This window comes from Apilactobacillus ozensis DSM 23829 = JCM 17196 (assembly GCF_001435995.1).
Taxonomy (GTDB): domain Bacteria; phylum Bacillota; class Bacilli; order Lactobacillales; family Lactobacillaceae; genus Apilactobacillus; species Apilactobacillus ozensis.
This window is the reverse complement of record NZ_AYYQ01000031.1, coordinates 1-20,088: the sequence shown is the minus strand read 5'-3', so window position 1 is coordinate 20,088 and position 20,088 is coordinate 1. Positions and strand designations below refer to the sequence as shown.

Here is a 20,088-nt window from a genome sequence, read left to right as displayed (position 1 = left end):
TCAATCCTTTACTTATTTATTGAACCTAGTTGTTGAGTCCATATATCTGATATACCTTGTTTTTTTAAATTATTTATTATTTTATTAGTCGTATCTAAACTGTCAGCGATTGAAATTACACAACCACCAAGTCCACTGCCAGTTAATTTAGCACCTAGCGCACCACTGAATTTAGCTGTTGACACCATTTTATCTACTAGTGGGTGACTAACTTGAATATTTTGTAGTTGTGTATGTGCAAAATTCATTAAGTTCCCTAATTTTTTAATATTACCTTTTGCTAAGCATTCCTTAGCTTCAATGGTGGCTTTGCCTAGATTATTAATTGAATCAATGGCCACTTTATTTTTATTATTGACTAGTTCTCTGACATAGTTAACTGCAATATCAGTTCTGCCGCGGATTCCACTGTCAGCAATAATTAAATATCCATTTATATTAAATGGAATCTGTTCATTTTTTTTACCATGAATGAACCAAATTGGATAATTAGAACTCACAGTAGCAGCATCTAAGCCGGATGGATTACCATGGGTTATTTTTTCTTCAACATCGCTTAGCTTTAGGAGTTCCTCACGATTAATAGGTTGATTAAAATAATTACAGATGGCTTTTATAATACCAATAGCAGTAGCAGCTGAAGAGCCCATGCCTCTTTCAGATGGGATATCGCTTTTAACGAACATCTTAAAATGTTCGTTTTCTTTATCGATTTTTTTTAAAGTTTGATGTATTAGTTTTTTTACACCTAACATATTAACTGGTACATTATTTAATTTACCGCGGTAATAATCACTATCAATCAATATGCTGTTTTCAATATTCGGTTCAATTTCTACTCTTAGAGCAACCGATGTAACAGGTAGGGCGATAGCCGGTTTATTATACACGACACTATGTTCACCCATCAAGATTATTTTGGCATGACTCATACCAATATTAGATTTTTTCAATGTTTCTTTTTCACTTCCTAGCCATGTTAAATACTATCATATATTATACACAATAAAAGTAGTACTAACTTTAAACTTCAAGATATGCTTAAATTGTATATGCATGGTATTATTTTAAGTAAGCTTACATAATACGTATGTATGATTAATTTATAAAAGTTTGGTGAAAATAATGAAAAATTCTATTTTTTCGGTAGTTGATATAGAAACTACAGGCAGTGACATGTCTGAAGATGCAAATAGAATAATACAGTTTAGTTGTACATTTATTAAAAATAACAAAATTACGGATTCTTATAATGTATATATAAATCCGCAGATGTCAATTCCTAGTAGGATAACTGATTTAACTGGTATTGATAATGATAAAGTATCAACAGCAGTTTCTTTTGAAGATGTGGCACATAAAATATATGAAATGTTGAATGGTACTACTTTTATAGCACATAACATTAATTTTGATTTACCATTTTTAAATAAGGAATTTGCTAGGGTAGGATATAAGCCTCTAGACGTAAAGGGATACGATACGGTAACTTTAAGCCAAATTTTAATGCCAACGATGGAAAGTTATCGGCTTAGAGACTTAAGCAATACTTTGGGAATAGTTCATAAACATCCACATTCATCAGCTAGCGATGCTTTTGCGACTGCTAAGATATTTATTTTATTATCTAACTACGCTAGAAAGCTTCCTAAATCAGTAATTAGTGGAATTTTAAAAATTAAGCCAAGTTTACCAATGAATACGCTAGATTTTTTTGAAAGTTATAAAGATTTTGAAAAAAGTTGCAATAATAATTTATGTGTAAAAAATGGATTTTACTTACAAAAAGTTGATAATTCATTTAATAATAGTCGTGATAAATTTGATAAGTGTAAAAAGACCTATACAGATAAAGTTAGTCAGCAAGATAATTCTTTAGAAAGCTCAATTTTAAAGAATATCAATCGTAATCAAATATTAATTGATGCAGATTCAGTTGACTACGATAAAGTTTTGCAACCCATTATTTACGGTAATAAAGTAGTTTTTTCCACTAACAATATTAAATTATTACAAAAACAAATTTTACAATTGAATCTGCCTGCTAATATCGTTTCTCTACATTCGCCTAGTGAATATATTGATTTGTACAAATTTAAAAGTAGCTTAAAATACGATAGTAAATCTAAGAAGACCAAATTTATTAAATGCCAGGTTTTAGTTTGGCTGACTGTTACCAAGACAGGGTTACTTAGTGAAATTAATGCTAATTACAATGACATAGATTATTTCAGAGAAATCAGTAGCAACTACGCTAATGGAAATTACTATTTAAAAAATTTTGATCGAAAATTGAAACAGTCAAATGTTGTTTTAATTAGTCACGAATATTTAATTAATAATCGTGATCAGTTATTAGAAACGATAGGTTCAAAAAATTATAATTTAGTTATAAATAATGCTACTAATTTCAATGCTACCTTTTTAAATAATTTAAGTGCTAATTTTCAATTTAATTATGTATTTACATTAATTAGAAAAGTTCAAAGCGACTTACATCAAACACATTATACAAATCTATACGATGTTTTTAAAAATTCTAAATATATTTCGAACATCAGAGTTATTGATAAAGGTATCAAAAAAATTAATCGTAATTTTGAAATTGTTTTTACTGCATTTAAGAAATTATTTATAACTAAAAGTAACTTAATTGCTAATGAAGATGGTTATAAGTGTATTTTTTCTAATAGATCATTAATTAATTTTTTTAATGACTATAAAGCTACGATTAATGAAATTGAAGAGTTAATGTCATACGTTGCGAATAAAACATTTAATGTTAAAAGTAATAGTGTAATTATGAATAAATTTATTTGTAATTTTATGGATTTATCTGAATTTATTGGTAAAATTAGAAAAATCAGAAAACTATTAGGAGAATATGAAGATGTATTTCAATGTATGCTAACGGTTAATAAGGATAAAAATATAGACAACGCTATATTTGAAACAGAGATGATTAGTTCCAGTGGCTTAATTAAACAAAAAATATATGATAATTATAAAAATGTAGCATTTATTGATTGTGATTGGCTAATTGCTAGTTGTTATGATTATGTATATAAACAGCTTGAGTTGAATGGTAAGCGCGTTAAAAAAATGATTTTTAAGAATAAGTTTTCTGGTGATAATAAATTTCTAGTATTTAAGGGTTATAATGATAGTGGTAGTAAGGTTAAGTTTATTAATAAATTGACTGAAGAAACCGATTTTAAAACTTTTGTGTTGACTGATTCTACTTGTAGCACTGAAAAATACTTTTTAGGATTGCATGATTCAGAACTGTCGGATTTATATTCTATTTATGCACGTGATATAACTGGTAATAATTATAAAATTTTAAAAAAGATGTCTAATCATTCCAGGTTTGTGACTATTGGCAACAGCCGTTTAGAACATATGCTAAGTTCTGAAAATAACGCTGATATATTGATTATTGATAGTATTTCTGACTATTTTAAAAATAATTATTTAAAGGAAAATAGTGTCAACGTTGCTAGATATACGCTACACTTATACAATAATATAATGCATTTTATTAACACTAATCCCAATGGAACTGTAATCGTATGGGATGATATTAATTCTAATATTAACTTCAGTAAATTTTTTCAAAAATATATTCCTAATTTTAAAACTGTTAATTCTTACATAGAGAATTAACTTGAGGAGACATTAAAAAATGAGAAGAGAATTTTCTAGAAAGCGTAAGTCAAAAAAATGGATAAAGTGGCTATGCCTTTGTGTATTTTTATTTGTAGTTGCTACTTTTGCTTTTTTCATATTAGCAGATAAGCCAATTAAGTCTGTCAAAAAGGATGCTATTAATATTTCACGTAAATATGCTAATATTAAAAAAGTTGATGATTTCTATATTTCTAATTTGACAAATACTTATTACACAGTTTCAGGAGTTAATAGTGATAATGAATCTGTTTTTGTTATTATATCCAAGAAAAATGGGCATGTTTTAGTTGTTGGTCAAAAGGATGGCATTAATAAAAATACTGCCATTGCTTTGGTTAAGCAAAGTGGAGATGTTAAAAAAATAATAAAAGCAGTTCCGTCTATCTTTAATAATAAGCCTGTTTGGATTGTAAGTTATTTCAACAATAAAAATAAGTTATGCTATGAGACTTTATCATATAAAAATGGGAAATCTTTACAATTAATAGCTAATATATAAAAAGTCAGCAATCAACTGCTGACTTTTTATTTAATTTATAAGGAGAATTATACTATGGACAATTTTGCTAAAAATTTAATATCAGAAGGGAATACAAGTATTCCTAATTTATTATTATCAAAATATACTGAAATAGGGATGAGTAATGAAGAATTCATAATATATTTACAAATCAAAAGATTTATTGATACGGGAAACAGATTTCCAGATATAGGTTTAATAGCTCACAATACAGGTTTAAATAAAAATAATATATATGAATCGTTACATAATTTAATAAAAAATAAATTCATGCAAATTAAAACTATAAACTTGCCTAATGGGAAAAGTTCTGATGTTTATGATTTTTCTTTGTTGTATGAAAAGTTATCAAATTTAGATTATGAAAAAGTAAATGAAAACATTTCTGAAGAAAAGCATAATAGAGTTATTGATACAAAAAATGATAATTTAGAACGCAAAGACGTTTTTCAAAAGATAGAGCAAGAATTTGGAAGATCTTTATCACCAATTGAGTTGGAAACAATTAGTCAATGGATGGATAGTGATAATTATAGCTTTGAAATGATTTTATTAGCTTTAAAAGAATCAGTGTTGAACCAAGTTAGAAGTTTGAAATATATGGATAGAATTTTATTAAATTGGGAAAAATCTAATATTAGAACACCATACGAAGTTGAAGTAAACCGTAAGCAGCGTTATAAAGGAAATTATCAGGGCAATTCAAATAAAAATCATACAGAAAAAGGTCCAGAAATACCAATATTTAAACTGGATTAATAGTGCTAAGTTACATTAACTAAAAATAAATAAAATAAAAAAATAAGTATAAAAGATAATGTTTTCCAATTTATTTATTATATATATAATTAATGCCCGTTGAAGTTTAATTTCAACGGGCATTAATTATTGGTTTTTTATATCATATTAAATTTTATTACTTTAATTACTAGAATTAGAAGAACTTTCTGAAGAATTATTTGATTGAATAGAACTGCTAGAAGTATTAGAAACACTGGAACTAGAACTGTTAGCAGAAGATTCAGATGATTCTTGAGAAGAACTATTAGCTGATTCATGTTTATCAGAAGAAGATTCTTGTGATGGAGCACTTGAACTGCTATTTCTTTGATTATTAGATTCAGCTGATGATGCATACCTGGATTGATTTCCAGAACTAGTGGATGGTTGATTATTATAAATAGCTGATGAACTAAATCCTCCAGAAGTTTTATCTGGTTGAATGGCTGAATACCCATTAATATAATAATCTGTTAAACCATTATTACTTACCTGAGTTAAATTGGCTGGCTTAACCCAATCTTCATTACTTAAATTCTGTGAAATGTACTGCATTTCATATTTGTATATTTTTTGTGCAATAGATAAATCATTTGCGGAAAGATAATTGCCAACTTCCATTGGACGATCATAACCAGTCCAAATAGACAATGAATAGTTTTTAGTGTATCCAGTAAACCAACTATCCATAGCAGCGTATCCAGGAAGCACTCCCTTATAACTATTATCAGGATACTGTGTAGAACCAGTCTTACCAGCTTCGTATAGTCCTGGTACTTTAGCTTCTGTACCTGAACCCATTTGATTATTCATAACACCTTTTAACATTGAAGTAATCATAAAAGCAGTTTCTGGAGACATGGCAGTTACCGGTTTAGTTTCATAATTTGTAGATTTACCATCTGGGAAAGTTATCTTATTAATCAAGTATGGTTTATGATAAGTACCACTATTAGCGAATGCAGCATATGCCGCAGCTTCTTGTTCGGAAGATATATAAGCACCAATACCATTTTGTAAGTTAGGAGTATCATTAAAAGTTATTCCTAAGTTACTTAAAAACTCTGTTGCTTTATTGATACCGACATTCTGTAAGGTTCTAATTGCAGGAATATTTCTAGATTCAATCAATGCTTTATGCATAGTAATAGTTCCTTGATACTTATAATCAAAATCCTTAAGAGAAGTAGATGTTCCTGGATAAGTGTATGGAGTATCATTAACTAATTGATAAGTAGGATATTTCAAATACTCTATTGCTGGACCGTAATCCATTAATGGTTTCATGGTTGAACCACTTGAACGGTCGGTTTGAACAGCTCGATTCAAACCAAAAGCTACTTTATTATTTTTTCTACTACCTAGCATAGCCTTAACTTTTCCAGTTTGTGAATCTACTAAAGTAGCACCAATTTGCATACGGTTATTAGGAAAACCAACTTCAGGACTATTATTTGCTAGTTTATATAAGTGCTTTTGCGCTGATAAATCTAAGTTAGTATAAACTTTAAGTCCACTATTAGTTTTAAGACCTTTAGATTTTAATTCTTGAATTACTTGTTTTAAGTATGAGTCGATATATTTTTGCTTTACAGTACTCAACTCTGTTTTCTTATGAGTTTTAGTTAATCCTTTTTTGACGCTGACGCTCTTAGCTTTTTGAGCTTGCTCACTACTAATAGTTTTAGTTCTAACCATGGCATTTAGAACTTGGTTTCTCCTCTGTGTAGCGTATTCAGGATATAAATAAGGGTTATATCCTGATGGTGATTGTGGCATACCTGCCAATAACGCTAATTCAGGTAATGATAATTTAGATAATGGTTTCCCATAATAATATTCAGCAGCTGTTTGCATCCCATAAACATTATTACCCATGTAAACTTTATTAATATAAAATTCTAGTATTTTATCCTTAGAGTAGGTTCTTTCTACTTTAAGTGCTAACCAAGCTTCTTGTGACTTGCGTTTTAAAGTTCGATCAGAATAAGCAGTTGAGAATACTGATAACTTAACTAATTGTTGAGTTAGAGTACTCCCACCTTGTAATCCTAAAGAAGAACCGGTAACGTTTGAAGCGGCTGCACCTAAAATTCCAATCGGGTCAACTCCTTTATGTTTATAAAATCTGCGATCTTCAATAGAAGTAACAGCTTGTTTTAACTGTGTAGGTATCTTATTATTCTTAACATAGTCTCTGTTTTGAGCACCTAATCTTGAAATAACATGTTTTTTATCGTCATATATTTTAGTAGAATTATCACTAGATAAAGATTGGTAGGTTATTTGTGGCGAAGTTGATGCAAAATAAGCAAACAATCCAGTTCCTAAAATAATCATTAATGATATAAAAGCTAAAATTCCTAATATGGTCTTTTTAACTGGAAATCTACCTTTTTTATATTTGTTTTTATTCTTATCGACTCTAGAATTAGATGAACTTCCATCAGAAGTATCTATAGAAATATTCTTTGACATTTCAAATCTCCTTGTACTTTAAAATAATTTTGCGTACAGCATTTAAATATGGAATTATGGGATTAAGGCTATAATCTATTTTATAACCCAATTTGTCAATAGTTGGCTTTGAAATTGATTTTTTGCCACCTTTAAATTGTTCATCCCAATAATAAAATAAATCATTACTTTCTAATACGTATATTTCATTGGTTAACGTGAATTTAATTAAGGCAAAACAAATTCCTCCCTGTTCAACACAAGCTTTCATATGATCAATTTGATGCTGATGAAAATTACTAAGTGGAAAAGATGTTTTATTTTTAGTTTCTTTAGCATCAAAATCGATATAGTACCCATCGTATACACCGTTATAGTCGGTTGTAGAAGCTTTTCTAAAATAGGCTTCTTTTATCATAGCAGCACTTCTTTTGGGATAATCAACTTTGACAATTTGAATAGGGGTTGGTTTTTTATGTATTACGGCCATCCCTTTACTTAGATAGTATTGATTACTTTCGTTAATCTCATGCTCTAAGGTCATTCCTCTATCGCCATACCTAGTAAAATGATTATTTCTATCATGCATATTTCCCTTATGATTGACAAAATTACTACCATTAGGATAATTAAATTTCACCAGCAACACCTCATATTAAAAAATAGAATATACCAACAACATATTATAACATTTTAATAAGAACAGAAATTAACAATCAAGGGGGGAAAATCTATTGAACAGAATATGGATTACAGGATACAGAAACTATGAATTAGGTATTTTTAAAAATGATGATGCAAAAGTAAAAATAATAAAACAAATAATTAAGCGAAAAATATTGGAGTACGTAGAAGATGGCTTAGAGTGGGTGATTAGCGGCGGAAATCTCGGAGTGGAACAGTGGGCAAGTGAAGTCGTTTGTGATTTAAAAAATAATTATGAAGACCAGATGATTAAAAATGCAATTATCTTGCCATTTGAAGATTTTGGAAATGCTTGGAAGGAAAACAATAAAGAAAACCTATTTAAATTATTGAATGAAGCTGATTTTCATTTATCTCTTTCGCAAGATGGCTACAAGTCCCCAATTCAATTTAAAAATTATCAAAAATTTATGCTTAAGCATACAGATAAAGCTTTATTAATATACGATTCAGAACACTTAGGTAAAAGTCAATACGACTTAAATAAAATAATTGAATATAATAAACAAAATCCTAGCTATGACTATGAGATTATAGATTTTTATGAGTTACAAGAGTTAGCCAACGAGATTCAATATAAAGAATATTGAAAAAATCATTGGATTTATTATAAGTTTTTGATATAATAATATTTGTTCGTAATAACGAGTTACGAGGTGTAAACTATGAACAATATGCAACTTAATCCTACAAATATTTTGCAAAAAGAGTTTAAACAAAAAATGCGTGGTTACGATCCAGCAGAGGTCGACAATTTTTTAGATGAAGTTATCAAAGACTATGAAAATTTTGATAACGTATTACAAAACTTAAAAAATGAAAATAACCAGTTAAAAAGCAGAATTACAGATTTAAATAATCAATTAGCTTCTGCTCAAAACGCTAGTGGTAGTAGAGAAAGTTATAATTACTCTGCTACACCAAATTATAGCGAGCAAAATACCAATATCAATGACAATGTTGATATTTTAAAACGTTTATCTAATCTTGAACGTAAAGTTTTTGGTGGTTCAGATAATATGAATCGCTATTAAATTTTTACTGGTGTAAATTCCGAGTAATCGCGGCTAACTTATGTTAGCTGAGGAAAGTCCACTCTCGCACAAACTGAGATGTTTGTAGTGTTCGTGCTTGGCGAAAAAATAAGCTGAGGAGCTATCTTTGATAGTTATGGCGAAAAAAAGGGCTAAGGTTTTCTATGCCTGAGTATTTCTGAAAGTGCCACAGTGACGATACAGTTTAGGAAACTTTACTGGTGGAACGCGGTAAACCCCTCGAGCGGGAAACCCAAACTTTGGTAGGGGAGCTTCACACACGGGAATTGAACTAAGTGTGGGGGGGAGATATAAATATCTCTCAGATAGATGATTACTACTTAAATATTAACGTCCTGAGTTCTTATTTAAGCACAAAACATGGCTTACAAGAATTTACACCTTTTCAGGGAATTGAGTGGAAGTTTTCTTCCACTCTTTTTTTATACAAATAAAACTAACGTATCAAAAAGGAGAAAAATGGAAAAATTTAAGTTAATGGCAACTGCTGCTGCCGGAATTGAAAGTATTGTTGGTCAAGAACTGAGAGACTTAGGATATGAAACTAACGTCGAAAATGGAAGAGTTCGTTTTGAAGGTACAATCGAGGATGTAATCAAAGCTAATTTATGGTTAAGAACGGCTGACCGCATTAAAATTATTGTTGGCGAGTTTGATGCATACACCTTTGACGAATTATTCGAAAAAGTAAAAGCTCTACCATGGGAAAAAATATTGCCTATGGATGCAGAATTCCCTATGAACGGAAGATCACATAACTCTAAACTACATAGTGTTCCTGATGTTCAATCAATTGCTAAAAAAGCAGTAGTTAGTAAATTAAGTGACTTCTATCATCGTAGAACTAGACTTCCAGAAACTGGTAACATGTATCAATTAGAAACAATGATTAACAAAGACCATGTAATAGTAACTTTAGATACTACTGGTGACAGTTTATTCAAACGTGGCTATCGTGTTGCAAAGGGACCTGCTCCTTTAAAAGAAAATATGGCAGCTGCCTTAATTATGCTTACTAATTGGTATCCAGATATGTCTTTCTTAGATCCTATGTGTGGTTCTGGTACTTTACCAATCGAAGCGGCTATGATGGCTAGAAATATTGCACCTGGATTTAATCGCGACTTTGCTTGTGAAAAATGGGATTGGGTAGATGCTGATTTATCACAAAAAATTCGTGACGAAGCTGATTTAAAGGCTGACTATGATAAAGAAGTTGACATTATGGCTTATGATGTTGACGGTAATATGATTGATGTTGCTAAAATAAATGCTCAAGAAGCTGGTTTACTTCATGATATTCAATTTAAACAACTAGCAGTTCAAGATTTTAAGACTGATAAAATTAATGGTGTTGTGGTTTCCAATCCACCTTATGGTGAACGTTTGGAAGACAAAAGAAGTGTTGAAAAATTATATAAAGATTTAGGTAAAGTCTTTAAGCCACTTACTAGTTGGTCAAAATACTTTTTAACTAGCGATTTAGAATTTGAAAAATTTTATGGTCAAAAAGTTACAAAAAAACGTAAGCTATATAATGGATACTTAAGAACAGATTATTTCCAATATTGGGGAAAAAAGATTAGATAGGGTGTTTTTATGAAAAAAGTAGCAATTATTGGTGGCGGCATAGTAGGGTCTACTTGTGCATATTATCTAAGTAAAGTAAGCGACGACGTTCAGGTTACTATGTATGATTATGGAGTCGGTCAAGCTACTAAAGCCGCTGCTGGAATTATATCTCCATGGCTTTCTAAACGTAGAAATAAAAAATGGTATAACTTGGCCCGTTATGGTGCTAAAACTTTATTTGATATCGCTCAAGAAACTAATATGTCTAGCGATATATATAATCAAAGTGGAACTATTGTCACTAGAGATAATATTGAAGATGTCAATGAATTGTATGATTTAGCGGTTAGCAGGCATGCTGAGGCTAAAACAATGGGGCAAGTAATCAAATTAACTGACGATGAAGTTAAACAATGCATCCCTATTATAAGTCATGCATTACCAGGTGTTTTTGTATCTGGCGGAGCTAAAATTGATGGCGATAAATACGTTAATAAATTAATTAATATTGCTAAAAAGGTTAATTTAAATGTAGTTTCACAAAGAGTAAGCATTAATATAGATGGCAATATAATTGACGGAAATGGTAATGTCCAACATTATGATAAAATTATTGTAACCACTGGAGCTTGGATGAAAGAAACTTTGTCCAATTTGCCATTTGAAGTGGATGTAAGGCCACAAAAAGGACAACTTATAGAGTTGTCCTTAAATACTGACTATAATCAAGAAACTCAAGATATGCCTGTACTCATGCCTGAAGGTGAACGTGATTTCATCCCATTTAGTAATGGTCGAGTAATAATTGGGGCTACCCATGAAAATGACAAAGGTTTTGATTTAGAACCAAGTCATGAAATTATTGATGATTTATTAAATAGCGCTAAAAACGTTGTTGATAATATTAGTGAAGAAAATATCATTAAGGTGAAAATAGGGACTAGAGCATATACTTCTGATTTTGCACCTTACTTTGGCAGTGTTCCTGATTATGATAACATCCTAGTTGGGGGCGGATTAGGCTCATCTGGACTAACAACCGGTCCAATCATGGGTAAAATATTATCTGAAATTGCTCTAGGAATTAATCGAGACAATTTAGAAGAGCTTAGAAAACCAATTAATAACTATATTAAAAAAAATAATTAGTAAAATTTATGAAGGGCCTGCTGTGCTAATTTGTGGGCACCTTCATTTTTTTTATCAGGAATCCAATTATTAATAACTATTTGATATTTTGCTTGAGATAATTTGATTGCATCTACTTGTGACTGATAGTGTTTGGCATAGTTTTTTTCTAAACTTTGATAGACAATTTTACTATCAGTATAATAGCAAACGATTTCTTTAGATGAACGGTATTGATCTAATAGTTTAAATCCTAAGCTACAAGCTTCAAATTCAGCTGAATGATTATCTGTAGCTTCTAATGGGGCTTTTATTTGGTGTTGTTTACCATCTATAATAATTAAAATACCAGCCGCACTTTTTCCAGAAATATTCATAGTAGCTGCATCGGTGTATAATTTAATCATGTTAATATCTCCAATCGAAAGGATGTGTAATGTAAAATATGATACCGCAAAAAAGAAGTTTTTTATATCAGCCAGATTTACTTACTTCGCTCATATATTGGAGCTGGGTAGTTGTTTTATTTTTTATTGGACTAATTTTTTGGCTTGAAGTAACCCATTTTCAATGGATTACACTAATGTTTTTCATTGCTTTTGTTTTTTTTACCTGGTGTGGAATTTTTTTCAGAAAAATAAGTATTAATGATAACTTCTTGATTATTAGTACTATCTTAAATCCACAAGGGCATCAAATGAAATTAGACGAAATAACCGATTTAAATGCATCGAAAAGAAAGATTTCGTTCGTGTTTAAAGGAAAAAAGCACGAATATTTACTCCCATCGAATTCTATTATTGAAATATTGGCTCTAATCAAGTAAATTATTCAGTAAAGGGGAGTGGATTATTAATGAAAACAGATATTGAAATTTCACAAAATGCTAATCTCGAACATATAACTAAGGTTGCTAATCAAATTGGAATTGAAAATGAAGATTTGGAACAATATGGTAACTATAAAGCTAAAGTTGATTATAGTGATGCTGACATTCCAGCTAATCATAAATTGATTCTAGTTACCTCAATTAATCCAACTGCAGCTGGTGAGGGTAAAACAACTTTAACAATTGGTTTGGGGGATGCATTTAAACATATTAATAAAAAATGTGCAATTGCCTTAAGAGAACCTTCCTTAGGACCAGTAATGGGTATTAAAGGTGGCGCAACTGGTGGTGGATATGCTCAAGTTGCACCAATGGAAGACATTAATCTTTTCTTTACAGGAGATTTTTCAGCTCTGACCGAGGCACATAATACCTTATCTGCTTTAATTGATAATCACATTCAACATGGTAACAAACTAAATTTAGATCCTCGTCAAATCACTTGGAAAAGAGTGTTAGATATAAATGACCGTGAACTAAGACAAGTAGTCATTGGATTAGGTGGCAGAACCTCAGGTACTCCTAGACAAGATGGCTTTGATATTACGGTTGCTAGTGAATTAATGGCTATTTTATGCCTAAGTAAAAATTTATCAGATTTAAAACAAAGAATTAGTAAAATTTTAATAGGCTATACCTACGATAAACAACCGGTAACCGTTAAAGATTTAGGTGTGACTGGTGCTTTAGCTTTACTATTAAAAGATGCCTTAAAACCTAACTTAGTACAGACCTTGGAACATACACCTGCTTTTGTACATGGTGGACCATTTGCCAACATTGCTCATGGCTGTAATAGTATTTTAGCAACTAAAGCAGCATTAAAATCAGCTGATTATACTATTACTGAAGCTGGTTTTGGGGCTGATTTAGGTGGTGAAAAATTCTTAGACATTACCGCACCTAAAATTGGTAAAATGCCTGATAGTGTTGTCATCGTAGCAACTGTCAGAGCTTTAAAATTAAATGGTGGCGTAAGCAAAGACGAACTAGATAAAGAAAATGTTACAGCATTGAAAAAAGGTGCTGATAACTTAGGTCGTCATATTGAAAATATGAAACAATATGGAAAGCCAGTAGTAGTAGCTATCAATAAATTTGTTAGCGATACTCCATCAGAAATACAAGCCTTAAAAGATTATATATCTGAACATAACGTCAAAGGCATCTTAGCTGATGTTTGGGCTAAGGGTGGCGCTGGTGCAACTGAATTGGCTAGTGAACTAGTAAATACTTGTGATCAAAAAGCTGAGTTCAAGCCTCTTTATAATCAAGATGATGATATTTTGGACAAGCTAACTAAAATTGTTACTAACATTTATGGTGGTAATAAAGTTGAATTAAGTGGTAAAGCCCAACGTCAACTAAAAAATTATCGCAAACGTGGCTGGAATAAATTGCCAATTTGTGTAGCTAAAAATCAATATTCATTTACTGATGATGCTAAAAAATTAGGTGCTCCTAATGACTTTACAATTCATGTTAGAGAATTTCAGCCTAAATTAGGGGCTGGATTCATTGTTGCATTGACAGGTAAAGTATTAACTATGCCTGGTTTACCAAGTCATCCTGCTGCGTTAGATATGGATATCGATAATGATGGTAAAATAACTGGTTTATTTTAAGAGGAGAATTGAATTTAATGCCAATTTTGTTAATTTTTTTATGTATAGCTTTAATTGGAATTGACCAGTTGATTAAATTTTGGATAGTTAACAATATAGATCTAGGAACATCGATTTCTTTTATACCAGGCGTTTCACTAACGTATTTACAAAATACTGGAGCTGCTTGGAGCATATTAGAAGGTAAACAAGTGTTTTTTTATGTTATCAGTGTTTTAGCAATCGTAGCGATTATCTATTTTTGGATTAAATCGAAGCATAATTTAATGCTCCAACTAGGCTTATCAATAGTTTTAGCTGGCACAATTGGTAATTTTATTGACCGAATCTTCCATAGCTTTGTAGTAGACATGTTTCAACTAAACTTTATTAATTTTCCAATTTTTAACTTTGCGGATGCTTGTTTGACGGTAGGCTTTGTATTTATTTTTATTGGATTTATAAAAGAAGAAAATAACTAGGATGGATATATAATATATGTGTGAACAAGATAAAATTTTCAAAGTTAAAGCAAAAACTGGGCGTTTAGATAAAGTGATTTCAGAAAATTTAGAAGATGTTAGTCGTTCTAGAGCTAATACGTTAGTTAAAGATGGACAAGTTTTAGTTAATGGTGAGCACAAAAAGCCTAAGTACGAAGTTAAAGTAGACGATCAAATCAAAGTCAAAATCCCTGAACCCACTAAACTTAATGTAGATCCAGAAAACATCCCCTTAGACATCGTCTATGAAGATGATGATGTCTTGGTGGTTAACAAGCCGCAGGGGATGGTTGTTCATCCATCCCCAGGTCATCCTGATAAGACGTTGGTAAATGCATTACTTTATCACACTCCCTTATCAAATATAAATGGGACTTTTCGTCCAGGAATTGTACATCGTATTGATAAAGACACATCTGGTTTACTTATGGTTGCTAAGAACAATCATGCCCATGAATCACTTTCTAAACAACTAAAAGATAAAAGTAACATTAGGGAATATTTAGCTTTAGTGCATGGCAATATAAAAGAAAATCAAGGAACTATCAATGCTCCAATCGGACGTTCTGAAAAAGATCGTAAAAAACAAGCAATCGTTTCAAACGGGCGCAATGCAGTTACTCATTTTAAAGTTATCGAGAGATTCCATAGGGAATATACATTAGTTACTTGTGTATTAGAAACGGGACGTACACATCAAATTAGAGTCCATATGAAATATATTGGGCATCCATTAGTAGGTGACCCTTTATATGGACCTAGAAAAACTATTAAAGGGCATGGACAATTTTTACATGCGATGAAGTTAGGGTTCAAACATCCCGTAACTAATGAATTATTAGTTTTTGAAGCACCGGTACCTGAAATATTTGAAAAAAAAATTAAAAATTTAAGAAATAATAATTTATAAATAATAAAGGAGTAAATATCATGGGAAAAGTTGTTGTAGATCAAATGGCAATGCAACGTGCATTGACTAGAATTACTTATGAAATTATTGAAAAAAATAAGGGAATTGATAATTTAGTAATTGTCGGAATTAAAACTAGAGGAGTATATCTAGCTAAAAGAATTGCCAATCGTTTGGAAAAGTTAGAACAAAAACATGTTGATGTTGCTGAAATTGATATCACTAAATATCGTGATGATGTTGATCATTCTAAACAAGCTGATCCTAAAGTAATTGATAATAGTGTTGATGTTAGTGTTGATGGTAAAAACGTAATTTTAGTAGACGATGTACTTTATACTGGTAGAACTATTAAAGCTGCTTTTTCGGCTATTTCTGAATTAGGTCGACCTAACAATATCAGATTAGCGGTTTTAGTTGATCGTGGTCATCGTGAATTACCAATTCGAGCTGATTTTGTAGGTAAAAACATTCCTACATCTAGAAAAGAAAAGGTACATGTTTCAGTGGCAGAAATTGACGACTATGATTCTGTAGAAATTACAGATGATTAAAGTTATCAATTTAAATTCATTAAGGAGATAGGCTGAATAGTAATGACAACTCGTTATTTAATATTAGAAGATGGCGCTTCATATAAAGGTGTAAGCTTTGGTTCAGAAGCTACTACAACAGGAGAAGTAATCATAAATTCAAATATGTTAGGATATCAAGAGGTTATTACTAACCAGATATACCACAATCAAATTATTGTTTTTACTCAGCCATCAATTGGAAATACTGGTATTAATCATAAGAGCTTTGAATCAATCGTAACTAACGCTAAAGGCGTAATTGCAAAAGAATATTCTAATATTTCTACTAATCGTTTAGGAAACTTGTCAATCGATAAGTTTTTGAAGCAAAATAACATTCCTGGAATTGCTGGGATTGATACTAGAGAATTAGCTCGTCACATTAGAATCAAAGGCTCCATGAAAGGTAGCATTGTAGATATGGATGATGAACACGCTTATGACCAGTTAAACGCTTCAGTTTTAACTAATCAACAAGTAGATCAAGTTTCTACAAAAGCTCCTTTTCCTAATCCTGGGGATGGATATAATATTATTGTCATTGACTTTGGCCTAAAATATAGCATTTTAAGACAACTTTCAGAACGTCATTGTAATGTTACAGTTATGCCTTGGAATACTAGCAGTAAAGAAATTATGGACTTAGATCCTGATGGAATTGTACTATCTACTGGGCCAGGTTCACCACTTAATTTGCCGGAATCAGTGTTAGATATGATTCGTACAATTCAAAAAAGTGTTCCTATTTTTGGTATGGGGTTAGGCCATGAATTATTTGCCTTGGCTAATGGTGCCAAAATTTATCAAATGGACATTGAACATCATGGAAGTAATCATCCCATTAAACAAATCATTACAAATAAAGTGATTTACGCTTCACAAAGTCAAGGATATGCAGTTGACCCTAAATCAATTAGTCATGATAATCTGATTGTGACATATGTTGATTTGATTAATAAAACTGTGCAAGGTATTAGACATCGTGATTATCCTTCGTTTTCTATTCAGTTTTCGCCAGATGGTGGTCCTGGTCCTATTGATAGTGTTGATTTATACGATGAATTTTTAGAAAACGTTAGCTCACAAAGGAGATAACTCTAAAATGTTAAATAAAGATATAAAAAAAGTATTAATTTTAGGCGGTGGTCCTTCTAAAATTGGACAAGAAAACGAATTAGATAATGCATCATTTGAAACGGCCTTACTTTTTCAAAAGCATCATATTAAAACTTTTATTATTGATAATAATCCCTTCTCATTAACTGCTAGTGCTATTAAAAATAAATATGTATATACAATTGAAGTTAATGTCAAAAATGTTAAAAAAATTATAGAAAACGTAAAGCCTGATGCTATCATTGCAACATTAGGTGGGTTAAAGGCCATTAACGTAGCCCAAAGCCTGGTTACAAGCGGTTTTTTGAAGGATCATAACGTTCAGCTGCTGGGTATGAATGATAAAGCACTTAAAATGATTAATAATCCATACCATATAAAAAAAGTGATAAGGACTGTTAATGAACCAGTGGTTCCATCTGATATTGTTTCTTCTGAACATGAAGCTTTCTCCATTGTTAGAGAAATTGGGTTTCCAGTTATTGTTAAGTCAATTGCTGCACATGAAAATACCCATAGACAAATATGTCAAAATTCAGAATCATTATCCGATGCTTTGGTTGATGGATTTAATAATTCATCTGTCAATAAATGTGCTATTGAAAAAAGTGTTGTAGGATATAAACAAATTGAAATGGTTGGTGTGCGTGACAGTGAAGATACTAAGATACTGATATCTGGTTTAGAAGATATTGACCCAGTTGGTATTCATTCAGGCGATTCCATTGTCGTAGCACCAATTCAAACATTAACTGACCCTGAGTATCAGGCTCTTCGTAATGCTACGTTTAAAATAATGGAATTTTTACAAGTAGTGGGGTCTTGTCATGTAGAATTTGCTTTAGACTCTAGTGACGGTAATTATTTCATTACTAAAATAAATTTAAATTATAATCGTAATATGGCATTGGTCGAAAGAGCTACCGGATACCCCTTACAATATGTAACCACACTGTTGTATTTAGGCGTTAATTTAAGGAAAGTTGAATTACCAGCAGAATACCACCGTTTAACGGCAATTATGGAGCCTACAATTGACCATGTTGTGGTTAAAATGCCTGTTTGGCCATTTGAAAATGTAAAAAATGCGGATGAACATTTAAATACTATCATGAAGTCAGTTGGTTCGACTATTGGTGTCGGGCGTAGTGTAGAAGAAGCAATGCTTAAAGCGTTGCGTAGTTCGCAGTTTAGTCCTAAAGATATTTTACCTAGCATGCGTGAGATTTCTAATGATGAATTAATTAGTCAATTGATTCATCCCCAAATAAATCGATTTTTAGTTTTAATTGAAGCTATTCGTCGAGGGTATCAAGTTGAAGATTTAACTGAATTAACTAAAATCGACCAATTTTATTTTTATAAATTAAAGCAACTTTTAATTACTGAAGAAAAAATCATTAATCATCCCTTAAAATTAGAAACAATTGAAGCAGCTCATCAAAATGGTTTTGGAGATGGGATGATGTCTGAAACTTGGGATGTACCAATTGATTATATTAAGAAATTATCTATGCAAGCAAAGTCTGTTCCAACGTACAAAATGATTGAGCCTTCAGCTGGTGAATTCGACGAAAATATTCTTTCTTTTTATAGTAGTTATGAAATTGAAAATGAATCTAGTCAATTCTCAAGTAAAACGGCTTTAGTAATTGGTCGTGGGGGTAATAAATTGGGCCCTAATACGGCAGCTGATTATTATACCGCAGAAATTTTAATTCAATTAAGAGAAGTGGGATATAAAACTATTATTATAAATAATAATCCAAATTCATTATCTCTAAATCCTAATCTGAGCGATAAACGTTATATCGAGCCAATTCAGCTAGGTGACATTTTAAATATTATCAGAACTGAAAAACCAGTTAGAGTGTTCGTTCCGGGAAATCGTCACTACTTGATGAAAGAAATTAAAAAGAATCAAAATTTAAATGTCCAAATACTACCACCAGACCAAGAAACTGGTGTAATGTTACCTAAAAAGGTGACATATGCTCTTAACTTTTTTGTTACACAGCAAAGTAGTTACTTTATCACTACTGAAAAGTTAATTAATAATAAATCCAATGGTGATATTAATTTTATTACCAACTATCAGATACCATTCTTTATTAATGATGATCAACTGGCTAAAGACATCAAAATATCCAAAAATTGCATTTCTAAGTCGAATTGGATTGGCTTAGTGCAGATTTTATTTAATAAAGAAGATGGAATGTCTGAATACGTAGGAATTCGTCCACTTAGATTAACAGAGACTATTTTCATGAGTCATGCTACTGGTATTAATTGGATTCGTGAGTTAGTAAAATTTTATACTAATAAGTTAGACGAATTGGAATTGAAAAATAATATTAACAATTTAAAAGTTAGCAAAGTATTTAATATGCAAGCTAATTTTCCATTCAAACAGTTACGTATTAATAAAAAATATGGTGATAGCTCCCAAGAAGTAGGGGCTAGAATTTCTTTTAATGAAATTAAATAAAAAAAGCAAATCTGATGTGAACCCCAAAAGTTGGACAACATTTACTAGGATATTAATCCCAAATATTGATTTGGAGATTGGTATCCTAGTTTTTCT

At 30.9% G+C, this 20,088-nt stretch carries 18 protein-coding genes and 1 other RNA gene; 15 read left to right on the top strand and 4 right to left on the bottom strand.

Features of this window, described 5'->3' with window-relative positions; genetic code table 11:
• Positions 1–8: 8 nt before the first annotated feature.
• Positions 9–953 (bottom strand): mevalonate kinase, encoded by a 945-nt coding sequence (gene mvk / locus FD06_RS04450; RefSeq protein WP_056966347.1) that lies wholly within the window; start codon positions 951–953, stop codon positions 9–11.
• 172 nt (positions 954–1,125) lie between these two features.
• Between mvk and FD06_RS04445 the strand changes: the two genes are divergently transcribed.
• From FD06_RS04445 to FD06_RS04435, 3 genes are read left to right on the top strand one after another with little or no spacing between them, the layout of a single operon-like run.
• A complete protein-coding gene (locus tag FD06_RS04445) occupies positions 1,126–3,666 on the top strand; it encodes an exonuclease domain-containing protein (RefSeq protein WP_056966345.1) in 2,541 nt (846 codons plus the stop codon).
• Between the two features lie 19 nt (positions 3,667–3,685).
• Positions 3,686–4,189 (top strand): cell wall elongation regulator TseB-like domain-containing protein, encoded by a 504-nt coding sequence (locus FD06_RS04440; protein ID WP_056966343.1) that lies wholly within the window; start codon positions 3,686–3,688, stop codon positions 4,187–4,189.
• 54 nt (positions 4,190–4,243) lie between these two features.
• A complete protein-coding gene (locus FD06_RS04435) occupies positions 4,244–4,969 on the top strand; it encodes a DnaD domain protein (protein WP_056966341.1) in 726 nt (241 codons plus the stop codon).
• Positions 4,970–5,131: 162 nt separating this feature from the next.
• Here FD06_RS04435 and FD06_RS04430 read toward each other — a convergent pair whose 3' ends face one another.
• Both FD06_RS04430 and recU read right to left on the bottom strand, forming a co-directional pair.
• Positions 5,132–7,468 (bottom strand): PBP1A family penicillin-binding protein, encoded by a 2,337-nt coding sequence (locus FD06_RS04430; RefSeq protein WP_082605294.1) that lies wholly within the window; start codon positions 7,466–7,468, stop codon positions 5,132–5,134.
• Between the two features lies 1 nt (position 7,469).
• Complete coding sequence (recU, locus tag FD06_RS04425) at positions 7,470–8,087, bottom strand: Holliday junction resolvase RecU (RefSeq protein WP_056966339.1); 618 nt, start codon at positions 8,085–8,087, stop codon at positions 7,470–7,472.
• A 94-nt stretch (positions 8,088–8,181) separates the two neighbouring features.
• Between recU and FD06_RS04420 the strand changes: the two genes are divergently transcribed.
• The 5 genes from FD06_RS04420 (at position 8,182) to FD06_RS04405 (ending at position 11,928) form a co-directional block, all read left to right on the top strand.
• Positions 8,182–8,742 (top strand): SLOG family protein, encoded by a 561-nt coding sequence (locus tag FD06_RS04420; RefSeq protein ID WP_054657064.1) that lies wholly within the window; start codon positions 8,182–8,184, stop codon positions 8,740–8,742.
• Between the two features lie 75 nt (positions 8,743–8,817).
• Positions 8,818–9,186, top strand: coding sequence for a cell division regulator GpsB (gene gpsB / locus FD06_RS04415; protein WP_056966337.1), 369 nt, complete (start codon positions 8,818–8,820; stop codon positions 9,184–9,186).
• Between the two features lie 15 nt (positions 9,187–9,201).
• Positions 9,202–9,580: RNase P RNA component class B (gene rnpB / locus FD06_RS07515), an RNA gene on the top strand.
• An 86-nt stretch (positions 9,581–9,666) separates the two neighbouring features.
• Positions 9,667–10,797, top strand: coding sequence for a THUMP domain-containing class I SAM-dependent RNA methyltransferase (locus tag FD06_RS04410; RefSeq protein ID WP_056966335.1), 1,131 nt, complete (start codon positions 9,667–9,669; stop codon positions 10,795–10,797).
• A gap of 9 nt (positions 10,798–10,806) precedes the next feature.
• Positions 10,807–11,928, top strand: coding sequence for an NAD(P)/FAD-dependent oxidoreductase (locus FD06_RS04405; RefSeq protein WP_056966333.1), 1,122 nt, complete (start codon positions 10,807–10,809; stop codon positions 11,926–11,928).
• Here the strand turns inward: FD06_RS04405 and FD06_RS04400 are convergent.
• Entirely contained in the window at positions 11,925–12,314 is a 390-nt protein-coding gene (locus tag FD06_RS04400; protein WP_056966331.1) for a ribonuclease HI family protein, read from the bottom strand. The two genes, FD06_RS04405 and FD06_RS04400, sit on opposite strands and share 4 nt — an antisense overlap.
• Before the next feature lie 38 nt (positions 12,315–12,352).
• Here FD06_RS04400 and FD06_RS07675 point away from each other — a divergent pair, with 38 nt between their 5' ends.
• The 7 genes from FD06_RS07675 to FD06_RS04365 are packed head-to-tail and all read left to right on the top strand — an operon-like array spanning position 12,353 to position 19,992.
• Positions 12,353–12,733, top strand: a complete 381-nt coding sequence (locus tag FD06_RS07675; protein ID WP_056966329.1) for an EbsA family protein — start codon at positions 12,353–12,355, stop codon at positions 12,731–12,733.
• Positions 12,734–12,762: 29 nt separating this feature from the next.
• Entirely contained in the window at positions 12,763–14,421 is a 1,659-nt protein-coding gene (locus FD06_RS04390) for a formate--tetrahydrofolate ligase (RefSeq protein ID WP_056966327.1), read from the top strand.
• 17 nt (positions 14,422–14,438) lie between these two features.
• Positions 14,439–14,882 (top strand): signal peptidase II, encoded by a 444-nt coding sequence (lspA, locus tag FD06_RS04385; protein WP_054657058.1) that lies wholly within the window; start codon positions 14,439–14,441, stop codon positions 14,880–14,882.
• Positions 14,883–14,898: 16 nt separating this feature from the next.
• The gene (locus FD06_RS04380) at positions 14,899–15,813 is read left to right on the top strand and encodes an RluA family pseudouridine synthase (protein WP_056966325.1); all 915 of its coding nucleotides are present in this window, start codon (positions 14,899–14,901) and stop codon (positions 15,811–15,813) included.
• A 20-nt stretch (positions 15,814–15,833) separates the two neighbouring features.
• Positions 15,834–16,367: a bifunctional pyr operon transcriptional regulator/uracil phosphoribosyltransferase PyrR gene (pyrR, locus tag FD06_RS04375; RefSeq protein WP_054657054.1), complete on the top strand. Its 534-nt coding sequence runs from the start codon at positions 15,834–15,836 to the stop codon at positions 16,365–16,367.
• A 42-nt stretch (positions 16,368–16,409) separates the two neighbouring features.
• Complete coding sequence (locus tag FD06_RS04370; protein ID WP_056966323.1) at positions 16,410–17,483, top strand: carbamoyl phosphate synthase small subunit; 1,074 nt, start codon at positions 16,410–16,412, stop codon at positions 17,481–17,483.
• A gap of 7 nt (positions 17,484–17,490) precedes the next feature.
• Positions 17,491–19,992 carry a carbamoyl phosphate synthase preATP-grasp domain-containing protein gene (locus FD06_RS04365; protein ID WP_056966321.1) on the top strand — a complete coding sequence of 834 codons (2,502 nt, stop codon included), beginning with the start codon at positions 17,491–17,493 and terminating at the stop codon, positions 19,990–19,992.
• Positions 19,993–20,088: the final 96 nt, after the last annotated feature.